Source organism: Mycoplasma collis ATCC 35278 (genome assembly GCF_000701825.1).
Classification (GTDB): Bacteria; Bacillota_I; Bacilli_A; order Mycoplasmatales; family Metamycoplasmataceae; genus Mesomycoplasma_A; species Mesomycoplasma_A collis.
Genome location: NZ_JNJY01000007.1, coordinates 17,913 through 37,274 on the forward strand (window position 1 = coordinate 17,913; position 19,362 = coordinate 37,274).

At 22.9% G+C, this 19,362-nt stretch carries 22 protein-coding genes and 1 other RNA gene; 10 read left to right on the top strand and 13 right to left on the bottom strand.

Annotated features, from left to right (window positions below):
• Positions 1 to 232: 232 nt before the first annotated feature.
• A complete protein-coding gene (locus tag T403_RS0102295) occupies positions 233 to 1,900 on the bottom strand; it encodes a ribonuclease J (RefSeq protein WP_033161213.1) in 1,668 nt (555 codons plus the stop codon).
• A 174-nt stretch (positions 1,901 to 2,074) separates the two neighbouring features.
• On the opposite strand from T403_RS0102295, the gene T403_RS0102300 reads away from it, so the two are divergent.
• The 8 genes from T403_RS0102300 to T403_RS0102330 all read left to right on the top strand — a co-directional run bounded on the left by T403_RS0102300 (position 2,075) and on the right by T403_RS0102330 (position 7,550).
• Positions 2,075 to 3,352 carry a hypothetical protein gene (locus T403_RS0102300; RefSeq protein ID WP_033161214.1) on the top strand — a complete coding sequence of 426 codons (1,278 nt, stop codon included), beginning with the start codon at positions 2,075 to 2,077 and terminating at the stop codon, positions 3,350 to 3,352.
• A gap of 77 nt (positions 3,353 to 3,429) precedes the next feature.
• Complete coding sequence (locus T403_RS0102305) at positions 3,430 to 3,924, top strand: redoxin domain-containing protein (RefSeq protein ID WP_033161215.1); 495 nt, start codon at positions 3,430 to 3,432, stop codon at positions 3,922 to 3,924.
• A 174-nt stretch (positions 3,925 to 4,098) separates the two neighbouring features.
• The gene (locus tag T403_RS0102310) at positions 4,099 to 4,524 is read left to right on the top strand and encodes a 30S ribosomal protein S6 (RefSeq protein ID WP_033161216.1); all 426 of its coding nucleotides are present in this window, start codon (positions 4,099 to 4,101) and stop codon (positions 4,522 to 4,524) included.
• 5 nt (positions 4,525 to 4,529) lie between these two features.
• Positions 4,530 to 5,048, top strand: coding sequence for a single-stranded DNA-binding protein (locus T403_RS0102315; RefSeq protein WP_051619084.1), 519 nt, complete (start codon positions 4,530 to 4,532; stop codon positions 5,046 to 5,048).
• Between the two features lie 20 nt (positions 5,049 to 5,068).
• Entirely contained in the window at positions 5,069 to 5,317 is a 249-nt protein-coding gene (gene rpsR / locus T403_RS0102320) for a 30S ribosomal protein S18 (RefSeq protein ID WP_033161217.1), read from the top strand.
• Between the two features lie 59 nt (positions 5,318 to 5,376).
• Positions 5,377 to 6,480 (top strand): redox-regulated ATPase YchF, encoded by a 1,104-nt coding sequence (gene ychF / locus T403_RS0102325; protein ID WP_033161218.1) that lies wholly within the window; start codon positions 5,377 to 5,379, stop codon positions 6,478 to 6,480.
• A 272-nt stretch (positions 6,481 to 6,752) separates the two neighbouring features.
• A complete protein-coding gene (locus T403_RS04640; protein ID WP_276211251.1) occupies positions 6,753 to 6,875 on the top strand; it encodes a hypothetical protein in 123 nt (40 codons plus the stop codon).
• A 9-nt stretch (positions 6,876 to 6,884) separates the two neighbouring features.
• Positions 6,885 to 7,550 carry a hypothetical protein gene (locus T403_RS0102330; protein WP_033161219.1) on the top strand — a complete coding sequence of 222 codons (666 nt, stop codon included), beginning with the start codon at positions 6,885 to 6,887 and terminating at the stop codon, positions 7,548 to 7,550.
• 61 nt (positions 7,551 to 7,611) lie between these two features.
• Here T403_RS0102330 and T403_RS0102335 read toward each other — a convergent pair whose 3' ends face one another.
• Positions 7,612 to 8,895, bottom strand: coding sequence for a glucose-6-phosphate isomerase (locus tag T403_RS0102335; RefSeq protein WP_033161220.1), 1,284 nt, complete (start codon positions 8,893 to 8,895; stop codon positions 7,612 to 7,614).
• Positions 8,877 to 9,218 (bottom strand): S1 RNA-binding domain-containing protein, encoded by a 342-nt coding sequence (locus T403_RS0102340; RefSeq protein WP_033161221.1) that lies wholly within the window; start codon positions 9,216 to 9,218, stop codon positions 8,877 to 8,879. The genes T403_RS0102335 and T403_RS0102340 overlap by 19 nt, the downstream gene beginning before the upstream one ends.
• A gap of 184 nt (positions 9,219 to 9,402) precedes the next feature.
• Here T403_RS0102340 and T403_RS0102345 point away from each other — a divergent pair, with 184 nt between their 5' ends.
• Positions 9,403 to 11,220, top strand: a complete 1,818-nt coding sequence (locus tag T403_RS0102345) for a ribonuclease J (protein WP_033161222.1) — start codon at positions 9,403 to 9,405, stop codon at positions 11,218 to 11,220.
• Between the two features lie 35 nt (positions 11,221 to 11,255).
• Here T403_RS0102345 and T403_RS0102350 read toward each other — a convergent pair whose 3' ends face one another.
• The 5 genes from T403_RS0102350 to T403_RS0102370 are packed head-to-tail and all read right to left on the bottom strand — an operon-like array spanning position 11,256 to position 14,077.
• Entirely contained in the window at positions 11,256 to 11,750 is a 495-nt protein-coding gene (locus tag T403_RS0102350; protein WP_033161223.1) for an NINE protein, read from the bottom strand.
• A gap of 1 nt (position 11,751) precedes the next feature.
• Positions 11,752 to 12,156 (bottom strand): hypothetical protein, encoded by a 405-nt coding sequence (locus T403_RS0102355; protein ID WP_051619086.1) that lies wholly within the window; start codon positions 12,154 to 12,156, stop codon positions 11,752 to 11,754.
• Positions 12,131 to 12,631, bottom strand: a complete 501-nt coding sequence (locus tag T403_RS0102360; RefSeq protein ID WP_033161224.1) for a DUF4231 domain-containing protein — start codon at positions 12,629 to 12,631, stop codon at positions 12,131 to 12,133. Before T403_RS0102360 ends, T403_RS0102355 begins: the two co-directional genes overlap by 26 nt.
• Positions 12,631 to 13,119, bottom strand: coding sequence for a hypothetical protein (locus T403_RS0102365; protein ID WP_033161225.1), 489 nt, complete (start codon positions 13,117 to 13,119; stop codon positions 12,631 to 12,633). Before T403_RS0102365 ends, T403_RS0102360 begins: the two co-directional genes overlap by 1 nt.
• Positions 13,112 to 14,077 (bottom strand): TMEM164 family acyltransferase, encoded by a 966-nt coding sequence (locus T403_RS0102370; protein WP_033161226.1) that lies wholly within the window; start codon positions 14,075 to 14,077, stop codon positions 13,112 to 13,114. Before T403_RS0102370 ends, T403_RS0102365 begins: the two co-directional genes overlap by 8 nt.
• A 40-nt stretch (positions 14,078 to 14,117) precedes the next feature.
• Here T403_RS0102370 and ffs point away from each other — a divergent pair.
• Positions 14,118 to 14,214: signal recognition particle sRNA small type (gene ffs / locus T403_RS04375), an RNA gene on the top strand.
• Between the two features lie 4 nt (positions 14,215 to 14,218).
• Here the strand turns inward: ffs and T403_RS0102380 are convergent.
• The 5 genes from T403_RS0102380 to dnaA all read right to left on the bottom strand — a co-directional run bounded on the left by T403_RS0102380 (position 14,219) and on the right by dnaA (position 19,361).
• Positions 14,219 to 14,653, bottom strand: a complete 435-nt coding sequence (locus tag T403_RS0102380) for a 23S rRNA (pseudouridine(1915)-N(3))-methyltransferase RlmH (protein ID WP_033161228.1) — start codon at positions 14,651 to 14,653, stop codon at positions 14,219 to 14,221.
• Entirely contained in the window at positions 14,653 to 16,476 is a 1,824-nt protein-coding gene (mnmG, locus tag T403_RS0102385) for a tRNA uridine-5-carboxymethylaminomethyl(34) synthesis enzyme MnmG (RefSeq protein ID WP_033161229.1), read from the bottom strand. The genes T403_RS0102380 and mnmG overlap by 1 nt, the downstream gene beginning before the upstream one ends.
• Positions 16,477 to 16,552: 76 nt before the next feature.
• A complete protein-coding gene (locus T403_RS0102390) occupies positions 16,553 to 16,768 on the bottom strand; it encodes an RNA-binding S4 domain-containing protein (RefSeq protein WP_033161230.1) in 216 nt (71 codons plus the stop codon).
• A 1-nt stretch (position 16,769) separates the two neighbouring features.
• A complete protein-coding gene (locus tag T403_RS0102395; RefSeq protein ID WP_033161231.1) occupies positions 16,770 to 17,882 on the bottom strand; it encodes a DNA polymerase III subunit beta family protein in 1,113 nt (370 codons plus the stop codon).
• Between the two features lie 114 nt (positions 17,883 to 17,996).
• Positions 17,997 to 19,361, bottom strand: a complete 1,365-nt coding sequence (dnaA, locus tag T403_RS0102400; protein ID WP_051619088.1) for a chromosomal replication initiator protein DnaA — start codon at positions 19,359 to 19,361, stop codon at positions 17,997 to 17,999.
• Position 19,362 lies beyond the last annotated feature (1 nt).

The following is a 19,362-nucleotide window of genomic DNA, read 5'->3' on the forward strand; positions in this document are numbered from 1 at the left end:
TAAATAAGTAAATTTTATATTTTTAATTTTAAATATGTTAATTTTTGTTATTTTTTTAAAAATAAAAATTAGAAAAAAAATAAAATAATTTCAAGAAAAATATCCAAAAAACATTCCAATTGAATAAAGATATATTGTTGTAAAAACAGGGATTTGTATAAATGAAAAAAGAAATAAAAATATGTGAATAGATAAAATAAAAAATCAAAATATTTTTGAATCAAAATTAATTTTAAATTTCATAAAACACAGCTACAACCATTGGTTCTTTTTCATACAATTTATACATTTTTTTTCTAATTATTTTTTTTATTTTCATTTGTATTTCTTTAAGATTTATCTTTTTATTTTCAATAAATAATTGATAAATTAAATTTTTTATAATATCGTATGTTTCTTCTTTCATTTCTTTCGAAATAATTCCAGAACTGGTTATATTTATTTCGCTTTTTAATTCTTTAGTTTTGTAATCCGTAAGTGCAGTTATCGCTATAACACCTTCTCTTGCAAGAGTTTCTCTTTCGTTAATAACTTCGGTAGAAATATCTCCCATACCAAATCCGTCAATAATAATTTCCCCGCAATCTTTAATATTTTTTTTAGTGGAGCTAAGTTTCCCATTTATAAATGATGCTACTTTACCATTTTGTAAAACAATTAAATTACTTCTATTCATTCCAGCTGTTGCCGCTATTTGGGATGCTACTACTAAATATCTATAAAGTCCTTGAATTGGAATAAAATATTTGGGTTTTAAAAATTTAACTAAAGTATAAATATCTTTTCTTGCAGGCCTTATTTTATAATGTTCATTTTCTGTTATATCTGTTATTAATGGAGTTATTCTAGCTATTTCATCTAAAATCAAAGCATATAAAACTTCTAAACCATTTATAGGTGGAGCGATCATAATTACATTATCTGTTTTTTTCAATTTTAAATAAATGTCATTATTTTCAGTAATTCTTAAAAATCTTTTATAAAGCCTTTCGTTTGTTGATGTTACTAAAATTACTGCATTATCAACTTTTTCAATTTCTTTATAATCAATAAATTCGGGCATTTCAACTAATTCTGAGTTTATTTTTATTTTTTTTACTAAATCAATAAGTTTTGAATAAGTTCTACCATAAATAGCTACTGGTCTTTTATATTTAATTGCTAAATTTAAAATTTCATGTAAACTGGTCATTTCTTCATCAAGTCCACCTACAATAATTCTTGAATTTTCTTTAGCATTATAAAAGACACTTTCAATTATTGGCGTTATATATATTTTATCAATAGCATTTCCTACAGCTGTTCCTGTAGCGTTTCCTGAATCGATTAATAATGAAAGAATTTCTTTATTTGGTGAAATAGAATTTTTAATTTGTTTAATATCGGTTTTTCCATAAACACCTAGTGAGCCTAAAACAAAATTTAACATAACTAAAATATGTCCATCTTCAGTTTCGAAATTTCATCCATAAGTTCCAGGCATAGAACCAGCTAAAGGAATAGCGCTTATAGTCACATCTCCTAACGGAATTTTATTTGCTCCAACTGATATAACTTCAAAATTTAAGTCATCTATTTTATATTTAGAAATACGATCTAAAATTAGAAATTTTGTAAAATACGAACAATAAATTTTTATTTTTTTTATCTTCATTAACAATCAAGGTAATGCTGAAAAAGATTCGTTTTTAGCGTCTGTTATAAAAACACCTTTTATTTTACTTTTGTTTTTTTCTAAATAAGTAAAATCAGGAATAAGGGTATCAACACCATTTGTAGAATTTATCGGAATTTTATAACCCGAATTAATTATAAAAATATCATCATTTACTTCAATTACATATAAATTTTTACCATTTTCATCTAAACCACCAAGTGAAAAAATATTTATTTTTGCCATTTTATCCTTTCTTAATAAATTAATATAAATAATACAGAGGGAAATAAAAATATATTTTTTTTATTTTTAAAAAAAATTTTACCAAAAAATAGTCATTATATGCTTTTTAATTTTTAATAAATTAAAATTATTTTAAAAAATAAAATTTTAAAATAAAATATTTTTGGTGATAAAATGTGGTTTGAATTTAAATTTGATGAAAAATTTTTTTTCTTTTATATAGAACAAAAAAAAACGGAAGAAAAAATAAATAAAAAAAATTTTGAAGATATTTTAAATAAAATTAAAAATTTTTTTGAAATAAAAAATAAAAATATTTTGTTTGTTCTTGATGAAAAAATAGAATGTTTAAATTTAAATAAAAATATAAGAAATGTTTTTGAAAATGAAAGTGGTAAATTTTTAGTTTACAAATTGGATAAAAATCTATTTAAACAAAGAGCATTTTATATTTTTAAAAAAATTAATTTTAATTATTTAGTTTTAATTTACTTAAGAAATGAAAAAATTATAGTAAAAATTTTTAATGAGAATTTAGGATATTTAGAAAAAAATAATACCTCAGAAAATAATGAATTAAAGAATTTAATTGATAAAAAAAATGAATTTTACGAATTGGAAAAATATTTAGATTTTGATGTTGAAAACATAATAGAAATATATGATAAATTTTACTTCGAAAAAAGCGCTGAAAAGGTTTTAAATCTGCAGTTTACAAGCCAAAATAAAAGCATAGAAAATTGAGTAAATAATTTTTCTTTTTTATCTGGATTTAATTTTAGTAAAAATAAAAATGCGGATTTGAAAGTTGAGATAAATAGCGAAAGTTATTTACCTATTTTTTACTATAAAATTAAAAAAAGATTTTTTAAAGTCAGTTTTAGCCAAATTTTATTTCTAATTTATTATATATTTAACAATTATTATAAAAATAAATTTTTGCAAATAACTGATAATTTTACAAAACATGTTTTTAATTATTCTTTCAAAAATCAAAAAAATGACTTTTATTTTTTAAAAATAAATAAATACGGGGAAATGGAATTTCAATTAAATCAAAAAAATATTGTTTTTAATCCTTTTGTTTTAATTTCGTTTATTATTTCTTTTTTAAATTATCAAAAAACTCAAAACATTAATATTGTAGAAACGTTATCTCTAGTTAATAAAACTTATAATTTTAAAAATTTAGAGGTTTTAGATTATGATAAAAAAATTAACATTAACAAATTTATTTTTTTATCAGAAAATAGAGGTTTTAAGATAAAAGTCAGAAAGGAAAGAGATTTAAAATATTGAAATTTTTTACTTAAATTAAAAAACAATAAAAATAATTTTATAATTTTAATAAGCAATCCAATTTTAAATAAAAATAAAATAATTTTTGAAAATGATGAAAAACACAAAAATTATAAATATGTCTTAAAATTATTAAAAAAATCAAGTTTTTAATTTCTTTTTTAAACTTAGTTATTTTTTTATATTATAATTTATATTATTAATAAAAATGTATTTCGTGAGGAGGATGTATGCGAATTAAATTTAAAAATGAATTATATAATTTATACGGAAAACCAGTAGAAAAAAAACAAAAAATTAGTTTCAAAGTTACAAATACTTTTTTTGATGATGTGGAAATTAATGAATTTAAAAAATTAACAGTTATATCTGTATTTCCTGCGTTAAATACTTCGGTATGTGATGAACAAACTGTAGGAATTTCAAATTTAGTGAAAAAATATCCAAATGTTGATTTTATTTCAATTTCATTAAATTTACCACCTACAATAGCTGAGTGAAAAACAAAACACCAAGTTCACAATACTGAAATTTATTCTGATTATAAAAATAGAGAATTTGGTAAAAAATTTGGATTTTTAATTGAAGATGTTTATTTATTGGCTAGAGGTTATTTATTAGTTAATACAAAAGGCGAAGTTGAAGAGTTTTCATATATGGCTGATATTCATGATCAAATTGATTTTGAAAAATTAGAGAAACAAATAATTGAAAATTTAAAATAAGAAATAAGAGTTTTTTAACTCTTGTTTTTTATTTGTTTAAAAACAAAATAATGTATAATACAAAGGAGTATTTTATTTCAATGATAATGTTTTTTTAACATTATTTTTTTATTAAATTTATTTTTTATACTCCTTGGCTTATTAAATTAAGCCCTGATGACCGAAAGGAGCCAAATGGCAAAATCAAAATATGAAATTATGATTTTATTATCACCAAACGAAGATATTTCAGTTGCTAAAAAATTAGTTAATGAGGTATTTGGTGAAAAAAGTGTTACACTTTTTGAAAAAATGGAAGATAATAAATTAAAATATGAAATCAACAATTCAAAAATTGCTACTCGTGTTTTAGTTCAACTTGAAACAGATAGAGAAAACATTTCTGAATTTACAAGAAAAGCTAATATTTTTAAAACAATTTGAAGAACTTTAGTAATTAATTTAGATACTGAAAAAGGTTTGCATAAAAAAGCTAAACCTTTTGTTGAAAAAAGAAAAGCTAAAAATTTTGAAAATAAATTTGCTAAATCTAATAATTTTTCTTTTAAACCTAAAGACAAAATTGTTACAAAAAAAACTGAAGAAACTAATAAGGATTAATTTTTATGAATAAAGTTATTCTAATCGGAAGAATTTCAAACGATTTAAAATTGTTAACAACAAAAACAAATATTTCATACTTAAGATTTACATTAGCTATAACTAGAAAAAAATATAAAAATTCTCAAGGCGGGGATATTGTAGATTATGTACCTGTAGTCGCTTGAAGAAATAATGCAATATTTTTGGAAAAAAATGCTGATAAAGGTGTGAGGATTTTAGTAGAAGGACTTTTTGTTTCTAATTCATTTACAAATTCACAAGGACAAAGAATTACAACTAATGAAGTTAGTGCTGAAAATGTATCTATTCTTGAAACTGTAAAAGAAATTGAAAATAGAAAAAAAAATAGACACATCAATACAGAAGAAATTAATATAGAAGAATATGTCAACGATGTGGATAAAAAACCTTCTTTTTATACAGAAGAAGTTGTTTCCGATTCAGATCAAAAGAATTCTAATTCAAACGATGAATGATTAGAAGATGATTTTTCATGAGATGAAGTCGATAACATTTTTTAATAAATAAAGGAGAATAATATATGAAAAAACGTTTTAAACCTTTAAAAAAATACAAAAAAAGAATTTGTAACTTTTGTGCTGAAGGAATTTTTTACATTGATTATAAAAATATAAGCTTAATTGAAAAATATGTTTCACAATTCGGAAAAATACAACCTTCAAGATTGACTGGAACTTGTTCAAAACATCAAAGATCTTTAACTAATGCAATAAAAAGAGCTAGACACGTTGCTTTATTACCATTTGTTTTAGATAGAATCAGAAAATAATTTATATAAAAATCTTAGATGCTTCTAAGATTTTTTTAAATTTTTATTAAAGGAGAAATATGTCATTAAAAGCTGGGATAGTGGGTTTACCTAATGTTGGGAAATCTACTTTGTTTTCTGCGCTTACTTTGAATGAAGCTGAAAGTGCTAATTATGCTTTTACAACTATAGAACCAAATATTGCAATTGTTGATTTAAAAGATAATAGATTAAATGAAATTTATAAATATGTTAAAGCTGAAAAGATTATTCCAACAACTTTTACTTTTGTTGATATAGCTGGTCTAGTTAAAGGAGCGTCGAATGGTGAAGGTTTGGGGAATAAATTTCTTTCTAACATAAGGGAAGTGGATGCTATCATTCATGTTGTTAGATGTTTTGAGAATAACGATATTTTTCATGTTTCTAATAAAATAGATCCGGTAGAGGATGCTCAATTAATTAATTTAGAACTACTTTTTGCTGATATGCAAGTTATTGAAAATGTAATTAAAAAAATAGAAAAAAGAGCTTCAAATTCTAGTGATCAAGAACTTAAAAAAGAATATAATTTGGTTAAAAAAATTCATAATGGTTTTTTAAATAATATTTTTGCTCGCGATATGAATTTAAATGAAGAGGAATTAAAAATAATTAAAAATTATCAATTATTGACTCTAAAACCAATGATTTATGTTGCTAATGTTGATCAAAATGATATTCAAAATATTAAAAATAACAAACATTATATAGCTATGAAAGAATTTTCAAAAAAGCAAAACGCAATTCTTTTACCAATTTCAGTTTCATTAGAATATGAAATTAGCAGACTAAGTTCAGAAGAAAAAGAGTTTTTCTTAAAAGAATATAATTTAGAATATTCTGGTTTAGAAATATTAACTAGAAAAGCTTTTAACATTTTAGAATTAAGAACTTATTTCACAGCTGGTTTAAAAGAAATAAGAGCATGAACATACAAAAACGGTATGAATGCTGCAGAATGCGCTGGAATTATACATAGTGATTTTGAGAAAAAATTTATTAAAGCCGAAGTTATCTCATATGAAGATTTTATTGAAAATCAAGGTGAAAAAAAAGCTAAAGAAAACGGGAAAATAAGATTAGAAGGAAAAAATTATTTAATGAAAGATGGAGATATTTGTCTTTTTAGAGTCGGAAAATAAAACTCATAACTTTAATTTAAATAACTTATTTATAAAATAACATTGTAAAAACTATTAAATTTTATATATTTTTAGCAATGTTATTTTTTTATTTAAAAATATTAGCACTTTTTTAGTTTTTAAAAATAAAATATTTTATTAAGAATGAAAAAGACAATAAATATTAATGTTTTATCAGCTATTAAAAGTTAAAATCTATAAAATGAAATTTTTATTTTATATAATCAAAAAAATATTAATTAAAATTCTGTTTTTTTAAAAAAGAGGTATATATGTGGTTAAAAATTTTAAATTTTTTATTAGATTTATCACTAATTATAAAATCTATAATACATAATAAACAAATTGAAATCGGCAAAAAATTTAATTTAGAGTTAATTTCTCTAGTTCAATAAAATTAAATTATGAAAAAAATAAAAAAAATTTTTTTACCGTTGATTTTGACAACTACTTTATTTAGTTTTATTTCTTGCGTTTATAAAAATGGTGATCAATATGATTTTAAAACTAATTTAGAAATTAAAGACTCATTACGAGAGGACGAAACCTATTCAGTTATTTCTACAAACGAAACTAGAATGAATCGAAATTTTGTAAAATATTTTTTAAAAAAAGAAAATATACAATACAACGAAAACAACATTTTGCAAGCTATTAAAGACAACAAAAATTTATTAGCTAAATACGATAATTCAGTAATTAAAAATTTTGAAGAATATAAAAATTTATTCAACAACGGAGTAACTTGACCTAAAATTAATGAAGTTCGCAATTTAACTATTAATGAAAAATTTTTTAGTGATTATTTTCTTGTTTTTATAAGAGGATATGAAGTTACTAGAAATACAACTCCTTCTGAAAATAATTATAAAATTCCAGCTTTTTTAAGATTGAATTTAATTGAACAAAAAATCAAAATTAAAATTCAAAAGGAAAAAATTATTTCTAATTCAACTGAGAGAAAAGCTCTTTTTTATAAAAGCTATGGTTGATTTTTTGTTGTTAAAAAACCAAATGATTCAAACTTAGATAACATTCAAACTAATTTAGAAATTAAATATATAGATTAAAAAAATAAAAAAACTCTATAAAAAATAATTTGCCTTTTATAGAGTTTTTTTAATTTAATTGTTATTTATTAAGGATTTTTTTCATATTAGCTTTGTAAACTTCAACACCTGGTTGATCAAAAGGGTTGAGATCTAATAAATAAGCTGACATAGCACACGCTCTTTCAAAAAAGATAATCAACTCCCCAAAAGCAGCTTCTTTATTATCTTCTAATTCTAAATGGATGTTTGGAACTTTACCATTATTAACATGCGCATCAAGCGTCGCTTTAAATGCAACGTTATTTATTTCATGAACTTTTTTACCTGATAAATAGTTTAAATTATCAAGATTTTCTTCATCATAATCAATTACTAAATCCATTAATGGATTTTGAATTGTCATAATTGTTTCAAAAAATATTTTATTTCCTTCTTGAATGTATTGTCCTAGTGAGTGTAAATCTGTCGAAAAAATAGCCGAAGCTGGAAATAGACCTTTATGATTTTTTCCTTCACTTTCTCCAAATAATTGTTTTCATCATTCATTAAAGAAACTAAAATTAGATTCATAAGATACTAGAATTTCAACTTTATATCTTTGAGATAAAATATATCTTGCGACTGCATATTTATAAGCATCATTTTCTTTTAATGAACTAGAAGAATATATTTCATTTGCTCTTGTTGCTCCATCAATAATTTTATTTATATTTATTCCAGCGCAAATTAAAGGAAAAAAGCCTACAGGAGATAGAACACTAAATCTGCCACCGATATTATCTAATATTACAAATTTTTCATATTGTTTTGTTCTAGCCATTTCAAATAAAGTACCTTTATTTGCATCTGTGGTTACAAAAATATATTCCTTAGCTTTTTCTTCTCCAATTTTATGTTCTAAAAGTGATTTGAAAAATCTGAAAGCAATTGCTGGTTCTATCGTTGTACCTGATTTAGATATAACGTTGATTGCAAATGTTTTATTTTGCACATATTTTAATAATTGAGCTAATTCTAGTGAACTTAATGAAGTTCCTGCAAAAATTATTTCCATTTTTCTTTCTTGTTCTGGATATTTACCTTGTATAAAATCCAGTCCTGCTTTAGCTCCTAGATAAGAACCCCCAATACCTATAACTACTAAAACATCTATTTTCTCTTTATGAAGTTTTTTTGCTATTTGCTCCATTTTTTTTAGTTCTGTTTTGTTTAAGTTATTAGGAAAATCTTTTCATCCCAAAAAATCAGAACCTAACGATGAAAAATTGTTCATTTCATTATTTATTTCTTTAACTTTTTTTTCAAAAGTTAAAACTTCATTAATATCTATTGCTTTAGATAAGTTTAATTTAATTTTTCCCATTTATCAATTTCCTCCTGCGTAAATTTTATTAAATTTTTAAATTTTTCTTTAGTTTCAATCATTTTGTTTTTAAAAGGAACTTTTAAAAATTCAGGTCTTATTCTTTTAAAAGATAAAAGAAATTTTTTCTTTTTTTCATTATAATCAAGAACAACTAAAGAAATTGTTTGGTTTATTGAAAATAAATTATTTATATCGTTTATAAAATAATCGCTAATTTCTTTGATTGAGACCAAACCTTCAGCTTTATTATCTAAAATTACTCTTAAATAATTTTTGTTAATCTCTATTATTTTTCCTTTTACAATTTTAGAAGTTTCCATGATACTTAAAATTGTAACACTTAATTTTATTTAAAAACTCATTTTGTTTAATATAGCTAAAAAATTTTTTTAAAAAAATATTTTTTAAAAATCTTTTTTTTTGTAAAATTTAAAATAATAAAATTAAATATTTAATTTTTTGTTGCTTGTTAATTATAAAAAAATATTAAAAATTAGGAGTTATATGAAAAACACACACCCTATTCCTACTAAATTTTTTGCATTAGGTGGAATGCAAGAGATAGGTAAATCTACACTTGTTATAGAATATAAAAATGATATAGTTATTATTGATGCAGGGATTAAATTTGCGGATTTTTTCGCTTCAGGAATTAAAGGAATTATTCCTGATTATTCTTATTTAAAAGAAAATCAAAACAAAATAAAAGGTTTATTTATAACTCACGGACATGAAGATCATATAGGAGGAGTTGTTTATTTAGCTGAACAAGTAGATATCAAAAGAATTTATGCGCCTAAAATCGCTATTCAATATTTAAAAGTTAAATTTAGCGAAAGAAATATCAAGGTTAAAATTGAATTTATTGAAATTAATAAAAATGATGTTCATAAATTTGAGAATTTAAAAGTTGATTTTTGAACTGCACAACATTCTATCCCTGATGCTTTTGGAATAAGAGTTTCTAGCCCTAACGGCTCTATAATGTGTACTGGAGATTTTAGATTTGATTATACACCTATTGGAAATTTCACTGATTTTTCAAGATTAGAAAAAATTGGTGAAGAAGGTTTAGATGTTCTTTTATCAGATTCAACAAATGCAATGCGTCCATTTCACTCTCCTAGCGAAAAAGATATTTTAAAAGATATTGAAAAGTATATGTTAGAAGCTAAAAGAAAAATTATTGTTACAACTTTCGCCTCTAACTTAACCAGAGTTAAAGTTATTATTGAGCTTGCAGCTAAATTAGGTAAAAAAGTTATTCCTTTTGGTAGATCGATGGTTAATGGTATTCAAATAGGTAGAAAAATGGGGTATATTGATGCGCCAGATAATTTATTTATTAATAAAAAAAATATTAATAAATATGATGAAAATGAATTAGTAATTTTGACAACTGGTTCTCAAGGAGAACAAATGTCCGCTCTTTCAAGAATGGCGATTGGTAAACATCCACAAGTTGTAATTAAAAATAATGATCTTATTATTTTTTCTTCATCTCCTATTCCTGGAAATAGAATAAAAATTGAACTATTAGTTAATAAATTGTATAAACTAGGAGCAACCATTAAAGAAAATGGTGTTGATGGTTATTTACATACTTCGGGGCATGCTTATAAAGAAGAGCATGAAAAAATATTTAAATTAACAAAACCTAAGTATTTTGTACCTTATCACGGAGAGTTTAGAATGTCGGTTGTTCACGGACAAACGGCAGTTGAAAATGGGGTAAATCCTAATAACATTATTATTCCTAAATTAGGAGAAGTTTTATATTTAGTTAAACATAAATTATTTAGTTCTAACAAAAGTGTTAAAGCAGGTGTTGTATTTGTTGATGGCACCAACATTTCTAAAGTTAATTCTGAATTGATAAAAAACCGTGTTGTTTTAGGTGAAAATGGCTTTGTATATGTTGTTGTAGCTATTAACAAAAAGAAAAATATTATCGTTGGAAAGCCAAGAGTAATATCAAGAGGTTGTTTTTTTGTTAAAAATTCAACTGAGCTAGTTGAAAAAATTAAAAAATTAGTCCATGGTGCTATCTTGTTTACTATAAAAAATAAAACTGATTGAACTATCCCTGAATTAAAACAATTAATTAAAGATCGATTAGATCCTTTCTTTTATAAAGAAAAAAGGAGAAATCCTGTAATTTTATCAACATTTTTATTTGTAGATGAAGAAAAAAATTTCTTAAAAGATTTAACTATTGAAAAATTAAAAAATTTAAATAATTCATTTGAACTTATAAGCGATTTAGACGAAATTGAAAATGATGAAGACGAAGAAAAAAACAATGAAGATTTACATATTTAAAAAAAACATCAAACCAAAAAAAGTTTGATGTTTTTTTAACATTCATTATTAACATATCTAAAGAATCTTTTGCTTTTAAATAATGAAGAAATTATTTCTATTATTCAAGAAATTAATATTGTTAATAGAATAAAAATGTTTATAACAGCAAGTATAATTATTGTTTTAAAATAGTATAAAAAACTAACTAATTTTAATATTTTTTTACCTTGATCTATTTTATCTTGACCTATAACTTTTATTAGAAAATTTTTAACGTCTAAAATGTTTTCGATTTCTTTAGGAAGTGTTTTTTCAGATATATCATCGATAATATTATCGATAATTTGTGATTTTTCTTCAGCGTATTCAATAGCTTTTGATTTATTTGATAAAAATTGAGTAATAATATAAATTAATAAACATATAAAAGTTAAAAAAAGAAGTAATTTTATCGTTCCTCAAACATATTGCTTTATATAAAACTTACCCGCACCTATTCAACCGAATAATGCTGAAAATAAAATTAAAAAAAACTTTTTTCTTTTCATTTTATTCCTCCTTGTTTAAAGATGATAAACTAATAACTAAATCATCTAAATCAACTTTTTGTGGGTTATTTGTCAAATTATTAATTTTTTCTTCTAAAAATTCGATTCTTTCCTTATTTTCGTCTCTTTTTTTAGAAAAAGTAAATAATGTTGCAATAGCAGATAAAAAAGTCATTAAAGAGGTTATAAACGCTATCGCAACAAACAGTCAAACAGTTTGAATATTTGGATTTTTTGCTATAGCGTAAGCTGATAAAAGACCGTTAAATGCGGTCATTAAAATTAAAGATATACTTACAATTAAAAATGTTCATTTAGAGACAAAATATTTTTTCTTTATTTTGAAGATGTCAGATTCTAATTTTTTTATATCTTGTTCTTTAATTATTTTGTTTTGTTGGTTCATGTTTATTTCCTAATATTTCTGATATTCTTTCAAAAAAAACTATATCTTTATTTTCATTATTTTTATATTTGCCTTTTTCATTTTCATAAAGAATTTTTTCTAATTGAATAAGTGTGTTAATTTTTTCGTTTCTAATTCATTTTTTCTTAACTACAAATAAAGAAAGTAAACCATTAATAATCGATAAGGCAATTCCTATTCATAATGTAAAAATTGGTCATTGATCAACAGATGTTGTTTTACCATCTTTAATTATTTTTTCAGTAAATAATTCTGCAAATGGTTTAAATTCATCAAGTCTTGATGAAGCTAATTTTGCAGTTCCCATAAATGAAGAAAAAGTTAAAAAAATTAATGAAAAAATACTTGTAGTTCAAAAAATAATTTGATAAATTTTCGCTTTAAACAAAGTTTTTTTTGTTATAAAATCAATAAATTGTTTTGTAGAATCAAATAATTTATTTTTAAAATACATTATTTGTCTCCTTTAGAAATTAAAAACTTTTTAATTAATTTTGTTTTAGATTTATTTTTTTTAGCCAAATATTTATTTATTATTTCATCATATTGCTGATCAAATAATTCTTTAGTAAATGTTTTATCTTCTTTATATTTATAACCAATATATTGAAGTTTTCTAACAGCTTTTTTATAGTCTTTATATTTCATTATTTCTTTATAAACTGAAAGAAACATATTAAAAAAGAAAGTTAAAACTATAAATGTTGCTAAAACTATTGTTAGTCCAAAACTTTGAGAGCTATTATTTGAATTTGAAGTTGAATAATATCTACGGCTTTCAATTACTATAACAACTATAGCTATTGCTATAATCGCTAAGTTTAAAAAAATTAATAATAATCTAATAGAATCATCAAATCATCTATATAACTTAGAATTTTTCTTTAATTTATTTTTTTCTTTTGTCATGTATTCGATTATTTGATTATTAAAATTATCCATGTGCCTCCTTTTTGTTTTTAATTTTTAATAATTTTCTATTATAAACAAAATAAATTTTTTTGTTTGTAAAATCAAATTTTATAGCTTCTAAAATAGTATATAACAAGTATAAAATGTAACTTAAAATAAAAAATATGATCGGTAGACTAAAAACTGAATATGGTCATTGCGTTAAAACACCAAGCGCATTTACTCCTGTTTGACCTAAATATAATCAATTTGAATTTAATGAAATTAAAATTCTAGGATTATTAAGGTTTTTGGATATTGCAAAAAAGATTCAATTTAAAAAGAAAATAAATATTGAATATATAAATAAAAATAAGCAACCTAATAAAAATTCTCTAAGTTTTAATTTTACTTTTTTACCAGAAATAACACTAAGAAATATTGGCATAATTATTGCATAAGCATGACCAAGTGCAAAATCTCAAAATAAATAAGAATCTAACCCTACATTTAAACCAGCTCTTTTGTAACTTTCTGTATTTTGAATTAAATTATTATATACAATATCATCTTGTATATATGATTTTACCTCTCCTAAATCCGCGAAAATAAAAGCAGCAATAGCGCCTATAAAACAACTTATAACAAAATATTTTACTAAATGCGTTTTGTTAAAAATTAATAAAAAACCTATTAAAATAATGTAAAAACGACATAAATGAAGCGGAATTAATTCTCATTTTCATGGATAATCTTTTGTTATTAAAATAGTTAATCTTAGCACATTAAATAAAATAGTTATTAAACCGATTATCGTAAATAATGTTTTTTTATTTCATAAATTAAAAAAATATTTTTTTTGTTCATTCGAATTAAAATAAACAGAAATAGATTTTCTAAAAATTCAAATAATCAAGCAAAAAAGTAAAGCTAAAGCAAAAATTAAATAAAACAATCAAGTAGATTGATTAAACGAATAAAAATTTCTTTTTCAATGAAAAAATTCCATATTTTCCTTTTTAACATTTTATTAATATTTTGTGTTATAATTATTAAGCTACTAAAACAGCAACCTTGTAACTTGGTCAGAGCAGAAATGAAGCAGCCACATCAAGAAGTGTTGTGTTTGGTAGTTTTTTTTTTAATTAGTTTATTTATGATATTTAATATTTTTAATAATAGTTAAAGAACGATAAATTTGCTCAACAGCCATTATTCTGAATAATTGATGTGGAAAAGTTAATTTAGAAAAACAAATTTTTTTATCAAATTTTGCTTCATCAACACCGTTTGAACCTCCAATTATGAAAGTTAAATTGCTGTTTGTTTCAAAAAATGTCGATAATTCTTTAGATGAAAACATTTTTCCTTTTAGTGAAAAAAGAAAAACATTTGAACTTTTAGGGATTTTTTCTAAAATTAATTTTGTTTCTTTTTTTATTTTCAAATCAATATTATCTATAGCAATTTCTTTAATTTCTACAATATTAAGTTTAGCTATAAGATTGATTTTTTTGTTATAAATATCAAAAATTTCTTTAAATTTTTGTTCTAATTTGCCTACTGCAATTATTGTTATAAGCATTATTTAACTCTTGAATTTAAATAAAACATTAACATTTGAATATCAGAAGGATTTATCCCGCTAATTCTTGATGCTTGCCCAATTGATGTAGGTTTAATTTGTTTTAATTTAATTCTTGCTTCTGTAGCTAAGTTTATTACTTCATCATAATTAATATCTGAAGGTATTTTTAAATTTTCTAATCTAAGCATTTTTTGAGCTTCATTAACTTGTTTACGGATATAACCATCTAATCTTGCGTTAACAGATAATTCAAAACCAAATTCAAAATCTTTAACTATATCTTTATAATCAACTTCAGGTCTTGATAGTAATTGGTATAATGATTGTCCATTTTGTGCATTGTATTTGATAGCTATTTTATCTTTAGAAGAAATATATTCTTTTTTTAATTGTTTAATTTTTAGTGCTATTTGATTATATTTATCTTTAGTTTTAACATAATCTTCACTATTAATCATATTAGCTTTAAATGCATATTCAACCATTCTTATATCTGCGTTATCATTTCTAAGTAAAAGTCTATATTCAGCTCTTGATGTAAGCATTCTGTAAGGCTCTTTTGTACCTTTGGTGACTAAATCATCAATCAAAACACCAATATAGCCATCGTTTCTTGAAATTTCTATAGCTTCTTGTTTTTTTATCATTTGTGCTGCATTTATTCCTGCGATTAATCCTTGTGCCGCTGCTTCTTCATAACCACTAGTTCCGTTTATTTGTCCAGCTAAAAATAAACCTTTTATCTTTTTAGTTTCTAAAGATTTTTTTAATTCTAAAGGATTTATAGCATCATATTCTATTGCATAGCCATATTTAGCGATTTTAGCGTTTTTTAGCCCAGGAATAGTTTCAACCATCTTTTTTTGCACATCTTGCGGCATCGAAGTTGATAATCCATTTACATAAATTAAATCACCTTCGCTTGTTTCGGGTTCAAAAAAGATTTGATGTCTAGGTTTATCTTGAAATCTAACAATTTTATCTTCTACTGAAGGACAATATCTTGGACCTACTCCATCAATCAAACCTGAATACATACTTGATCTATTTAAATTTTCTAGAATAATTTCGTGAGTTTCCGGAGTTGTATATGTTAAATAACAGTGAACTTGTTCTTCTATTTTTCTTTTAGTTTTAAAACTAAAATTTAATTCATTAGGACTTAAAACTTCTTTTTCTACTTCATCAAAATTTATAGAATTAGCTCATATTCTTGGTGGAGTACCAGTTTTTAATCTTAATAATTCAAAACCACATTTTTTTAAATAATTAGAAAGCTTATTAGATGTAATTTGACCATCAGGTCCAGAAATAGTTATCTCTTCTCCTCTTAAAACTCTTGAGTCCATATATGTACCAGTTGTTAAAATAACTGCATCGGCATATATTTTTTCATCATTATTTGTTATAACACCTTTAACTTGATTTTCTTCTTGTATTAAAGATTCTACTATCGCTTCATGCAGAGTTATATTAGGATTGTTTTCAATGTCTTTTAAAATTATTTCTGAGTATTTTAATTTATCAATCTGTGCTCTGATAGCTCTAACAGCATGACCTTTTGATTCGTTTAACATTTTAATTTGAATCATAGCTTGATCTGCGAAAATAGCTTGAACACCACCTAGTGCATCTATTTCTCTAGTCATTATTCCTTTAGCAGGTCCACCTATAGAAGGGTTACAAGGCATTGAAGCTAATTTGGTTTTATCAAGTGTAATGAGTAAAACTTTAAAGTTTTGTTTTGCTAAAGCATAAACAGCTTCAATCCCAGCGTGACCACCCCCAACTACTATTGCATCAAAACGTTTATTTTGCATATTTCTCCATTATTTTAAATTGATTTAATTATATAAAAAAGATCTTAATTTATAAATTAATATAGATTAAAATCTTTTATTCAGTTTCTTTTATTATTTTGTAAACTTCATCATTAATTCAAACTACACTACCAACATAAATTTTAGAATTTCTTCCTTCAGGTTTTTTATTATTGATTAAAATTTCTTGATTATCTATAAAACTCTTTGCTTCTGCGCCTGAGTCAATTATTTTCATTTTTTTTAAAAATTGACCTAATTTAATAAATTCACCAAAAATTTTTACAGTCATTTTAAGTTGTCCCTATTAACTGTTTGTTGTTTTTATATGAGCTAGATAAAATTAAAACTCTTTTTATTGCAGAATCGACAAAAATATGAAGTCTATCTTCAAACACTGAAATTGCTTCTTTTAAAAATTTGTAGTTTAAATTAAATTGAAGTTCAGTATCTTCTTTATTTTCACTTAAAAAACTAAAGTTTTTTGTTCTAACTAAAATACTTCCCATTTCATCTTTATAACTACTAATTATAAATTCTTCATTATTAACTTTAAATTCAAGTTTATAACTATTTTCTGATGAAATTGCGGTTGCTTTATTAATTAAATTACTTAATTCTTTTTTATCAATTTCAATTTTATATTTTATGTCTTCTTGTTTAGGGAATGCTTTAGATATATCTTTGTAAGGGAATTCTGCAATTTTAGATTGAATTAAAACATCTTCGATTTTAGTTTCTATTTTGTATTCATTAATTTTAATTTCGACATCGTCATCATAATCATGTGGGAAAAAATCCTTTAATTTTTTAGCGTAAATCGAAATATCGAATTCGCTGTTTGTATCGATATTAATTGTTTCTCTCGCGATTCTATATTTATCAGTAGCAGAAATTGTTAATTTAGAATTTTTAGCAACTAAATTTAAACAACTCAAAACAAATTCAATACTTTCTGAATTGGTCGCGAAAATTGTGTTTCTTATAGCTTTTTTTATTTCTTTGGCATTTACTTTAAATTTAATCCCGTTAACAGGAGTAAAATCAAGAGCTGGATAATCACTATAATCCATCACATTTAACTTAAATTTATCGTCATTATTATAAATAACTAAAAAATTACCTTCTAGTTTAATTGTTAATTCGCCCTGTAATTTTTTAACAATATTTTTTAAAAGTAAAAAATTAATTAAAACTTTACCATTTTTATTTAATTCAAGTAATTTATTTTTATCAATGAATGTTTTAATGGTTAGTTCGCTATCGCTACCATAAAAATAAACACCTTCATTAATGACCTCTAAAAATATCCCTCTCAACAATATTGAAAAATTTGTGCTATTTATAGCATAACCAACATTATCAAGATTCTTTTCAAAATCTTTTTTGTAAATTTTAAATTCCATATTCCCTCGTTTATTTTAATTTTATTATTTTATATTAATTTTAAATATATATTTATATTATACTTTGTTAAAACTGTGGATAAGTCAAAAAAATACCTTTATTTCTATATTTTTTTATGTTATTTTATTTATCTTTTCTTCTATTACTAAAGCAGCATTTTTTATATCTCTACTTTTTTGAATTTCACTTTCTATCTTTTTGTAAGAAGCGATTATTGTTGAATGATTTTTCCCACCAAGATACTTACCTATCTTTTCATAAGCAAATTCTAAACATTTTCTCATTAATCAAACAACCATATTTCTTGCAACAACCAAATCTTTTCTCCTGCTTTTAGATGCGATTTCATTAGGTTTTATTCTATAATAATTAGCCACACACTGAATTATTCTTTCGGGAGTGATGTTTTTCTTCGATAAAGTAATATCGTTAAAAATATTGTTCAAAACTATTTCGGTATATTTGATATTGTTTGTGTCTTTGGAGAAAAATTTAATTCTATTAACAGCACCTTCGAGTTCCCTTATAGATTTATAAAAATTTCTTGCTAAAAAAACTAAAGAACTTTCGTCCCAATTTTCGAATTTTAACTTCTGTTTTTCAATTTTGAATTTTAAAATCTTCATTAAATCCTTTTCATTGGGTTGTTTTATATTTAATGTTAGCCCATTTTGAAATCTAGTTATAAATCTATCTTCAAATCCACCTAAAAATTCAGGTTTTTTATCAGCACAAATTAAAATTTGCGCTTTTTTCTTATTGAGTTCATTTATAACATTAAATAAAATTTCTAAACTTTTTGTTTTGTTCCCTAAAGTTTGAACATCATCAATTAATAAAACATCAACACTAATCAACATATCGGCATATTTGTTTAATCTGACTGAATCTTTTTCTTGTAAACTTGTTGCAACTATATTTACAAATGTATTTGGATTTAAATAAAAAACTTTTTTATTTTGTTTTTTCAATTCATTTCCTATAGCGTTTAAAAAATGCGTTTTACCTAAACCAGATGCAGAATAAATGAAAATAGGATTATAAACAGGTTCGTTTTCGTTTAAAATTATATCTGAAATCTTAAACAATTCAGAGTTAAAGCTTGATTTAACCAAATTATCAAACGTTAAATTTTTTATTAAAAAATCATCGAAGTTTGAATTGTCAATAACATTTTCTACAATGTTTTTATCGTGGCTTACATTAATGTCGCTTTTAAAATTTTCAATTTTTTCTAAGCTAACAAATTTAATATTTAATTCTTTGTTTAACAACTTTTTTACACACATTGCAATAAAAGATAAAAAATTTTCTTTTACGTAATTTTCGACAAATTTATCTTCTATATAAAAAAAGATATTATCGTTGTTTAAATCATTAATTAAAATTTGTGTCAAAAAAGAATCGAAAATAACTTGATCTTTAATATTATCCTCGAAAATATCAATAAGTTTTTTGTTCAAATCAGCCAAATACATT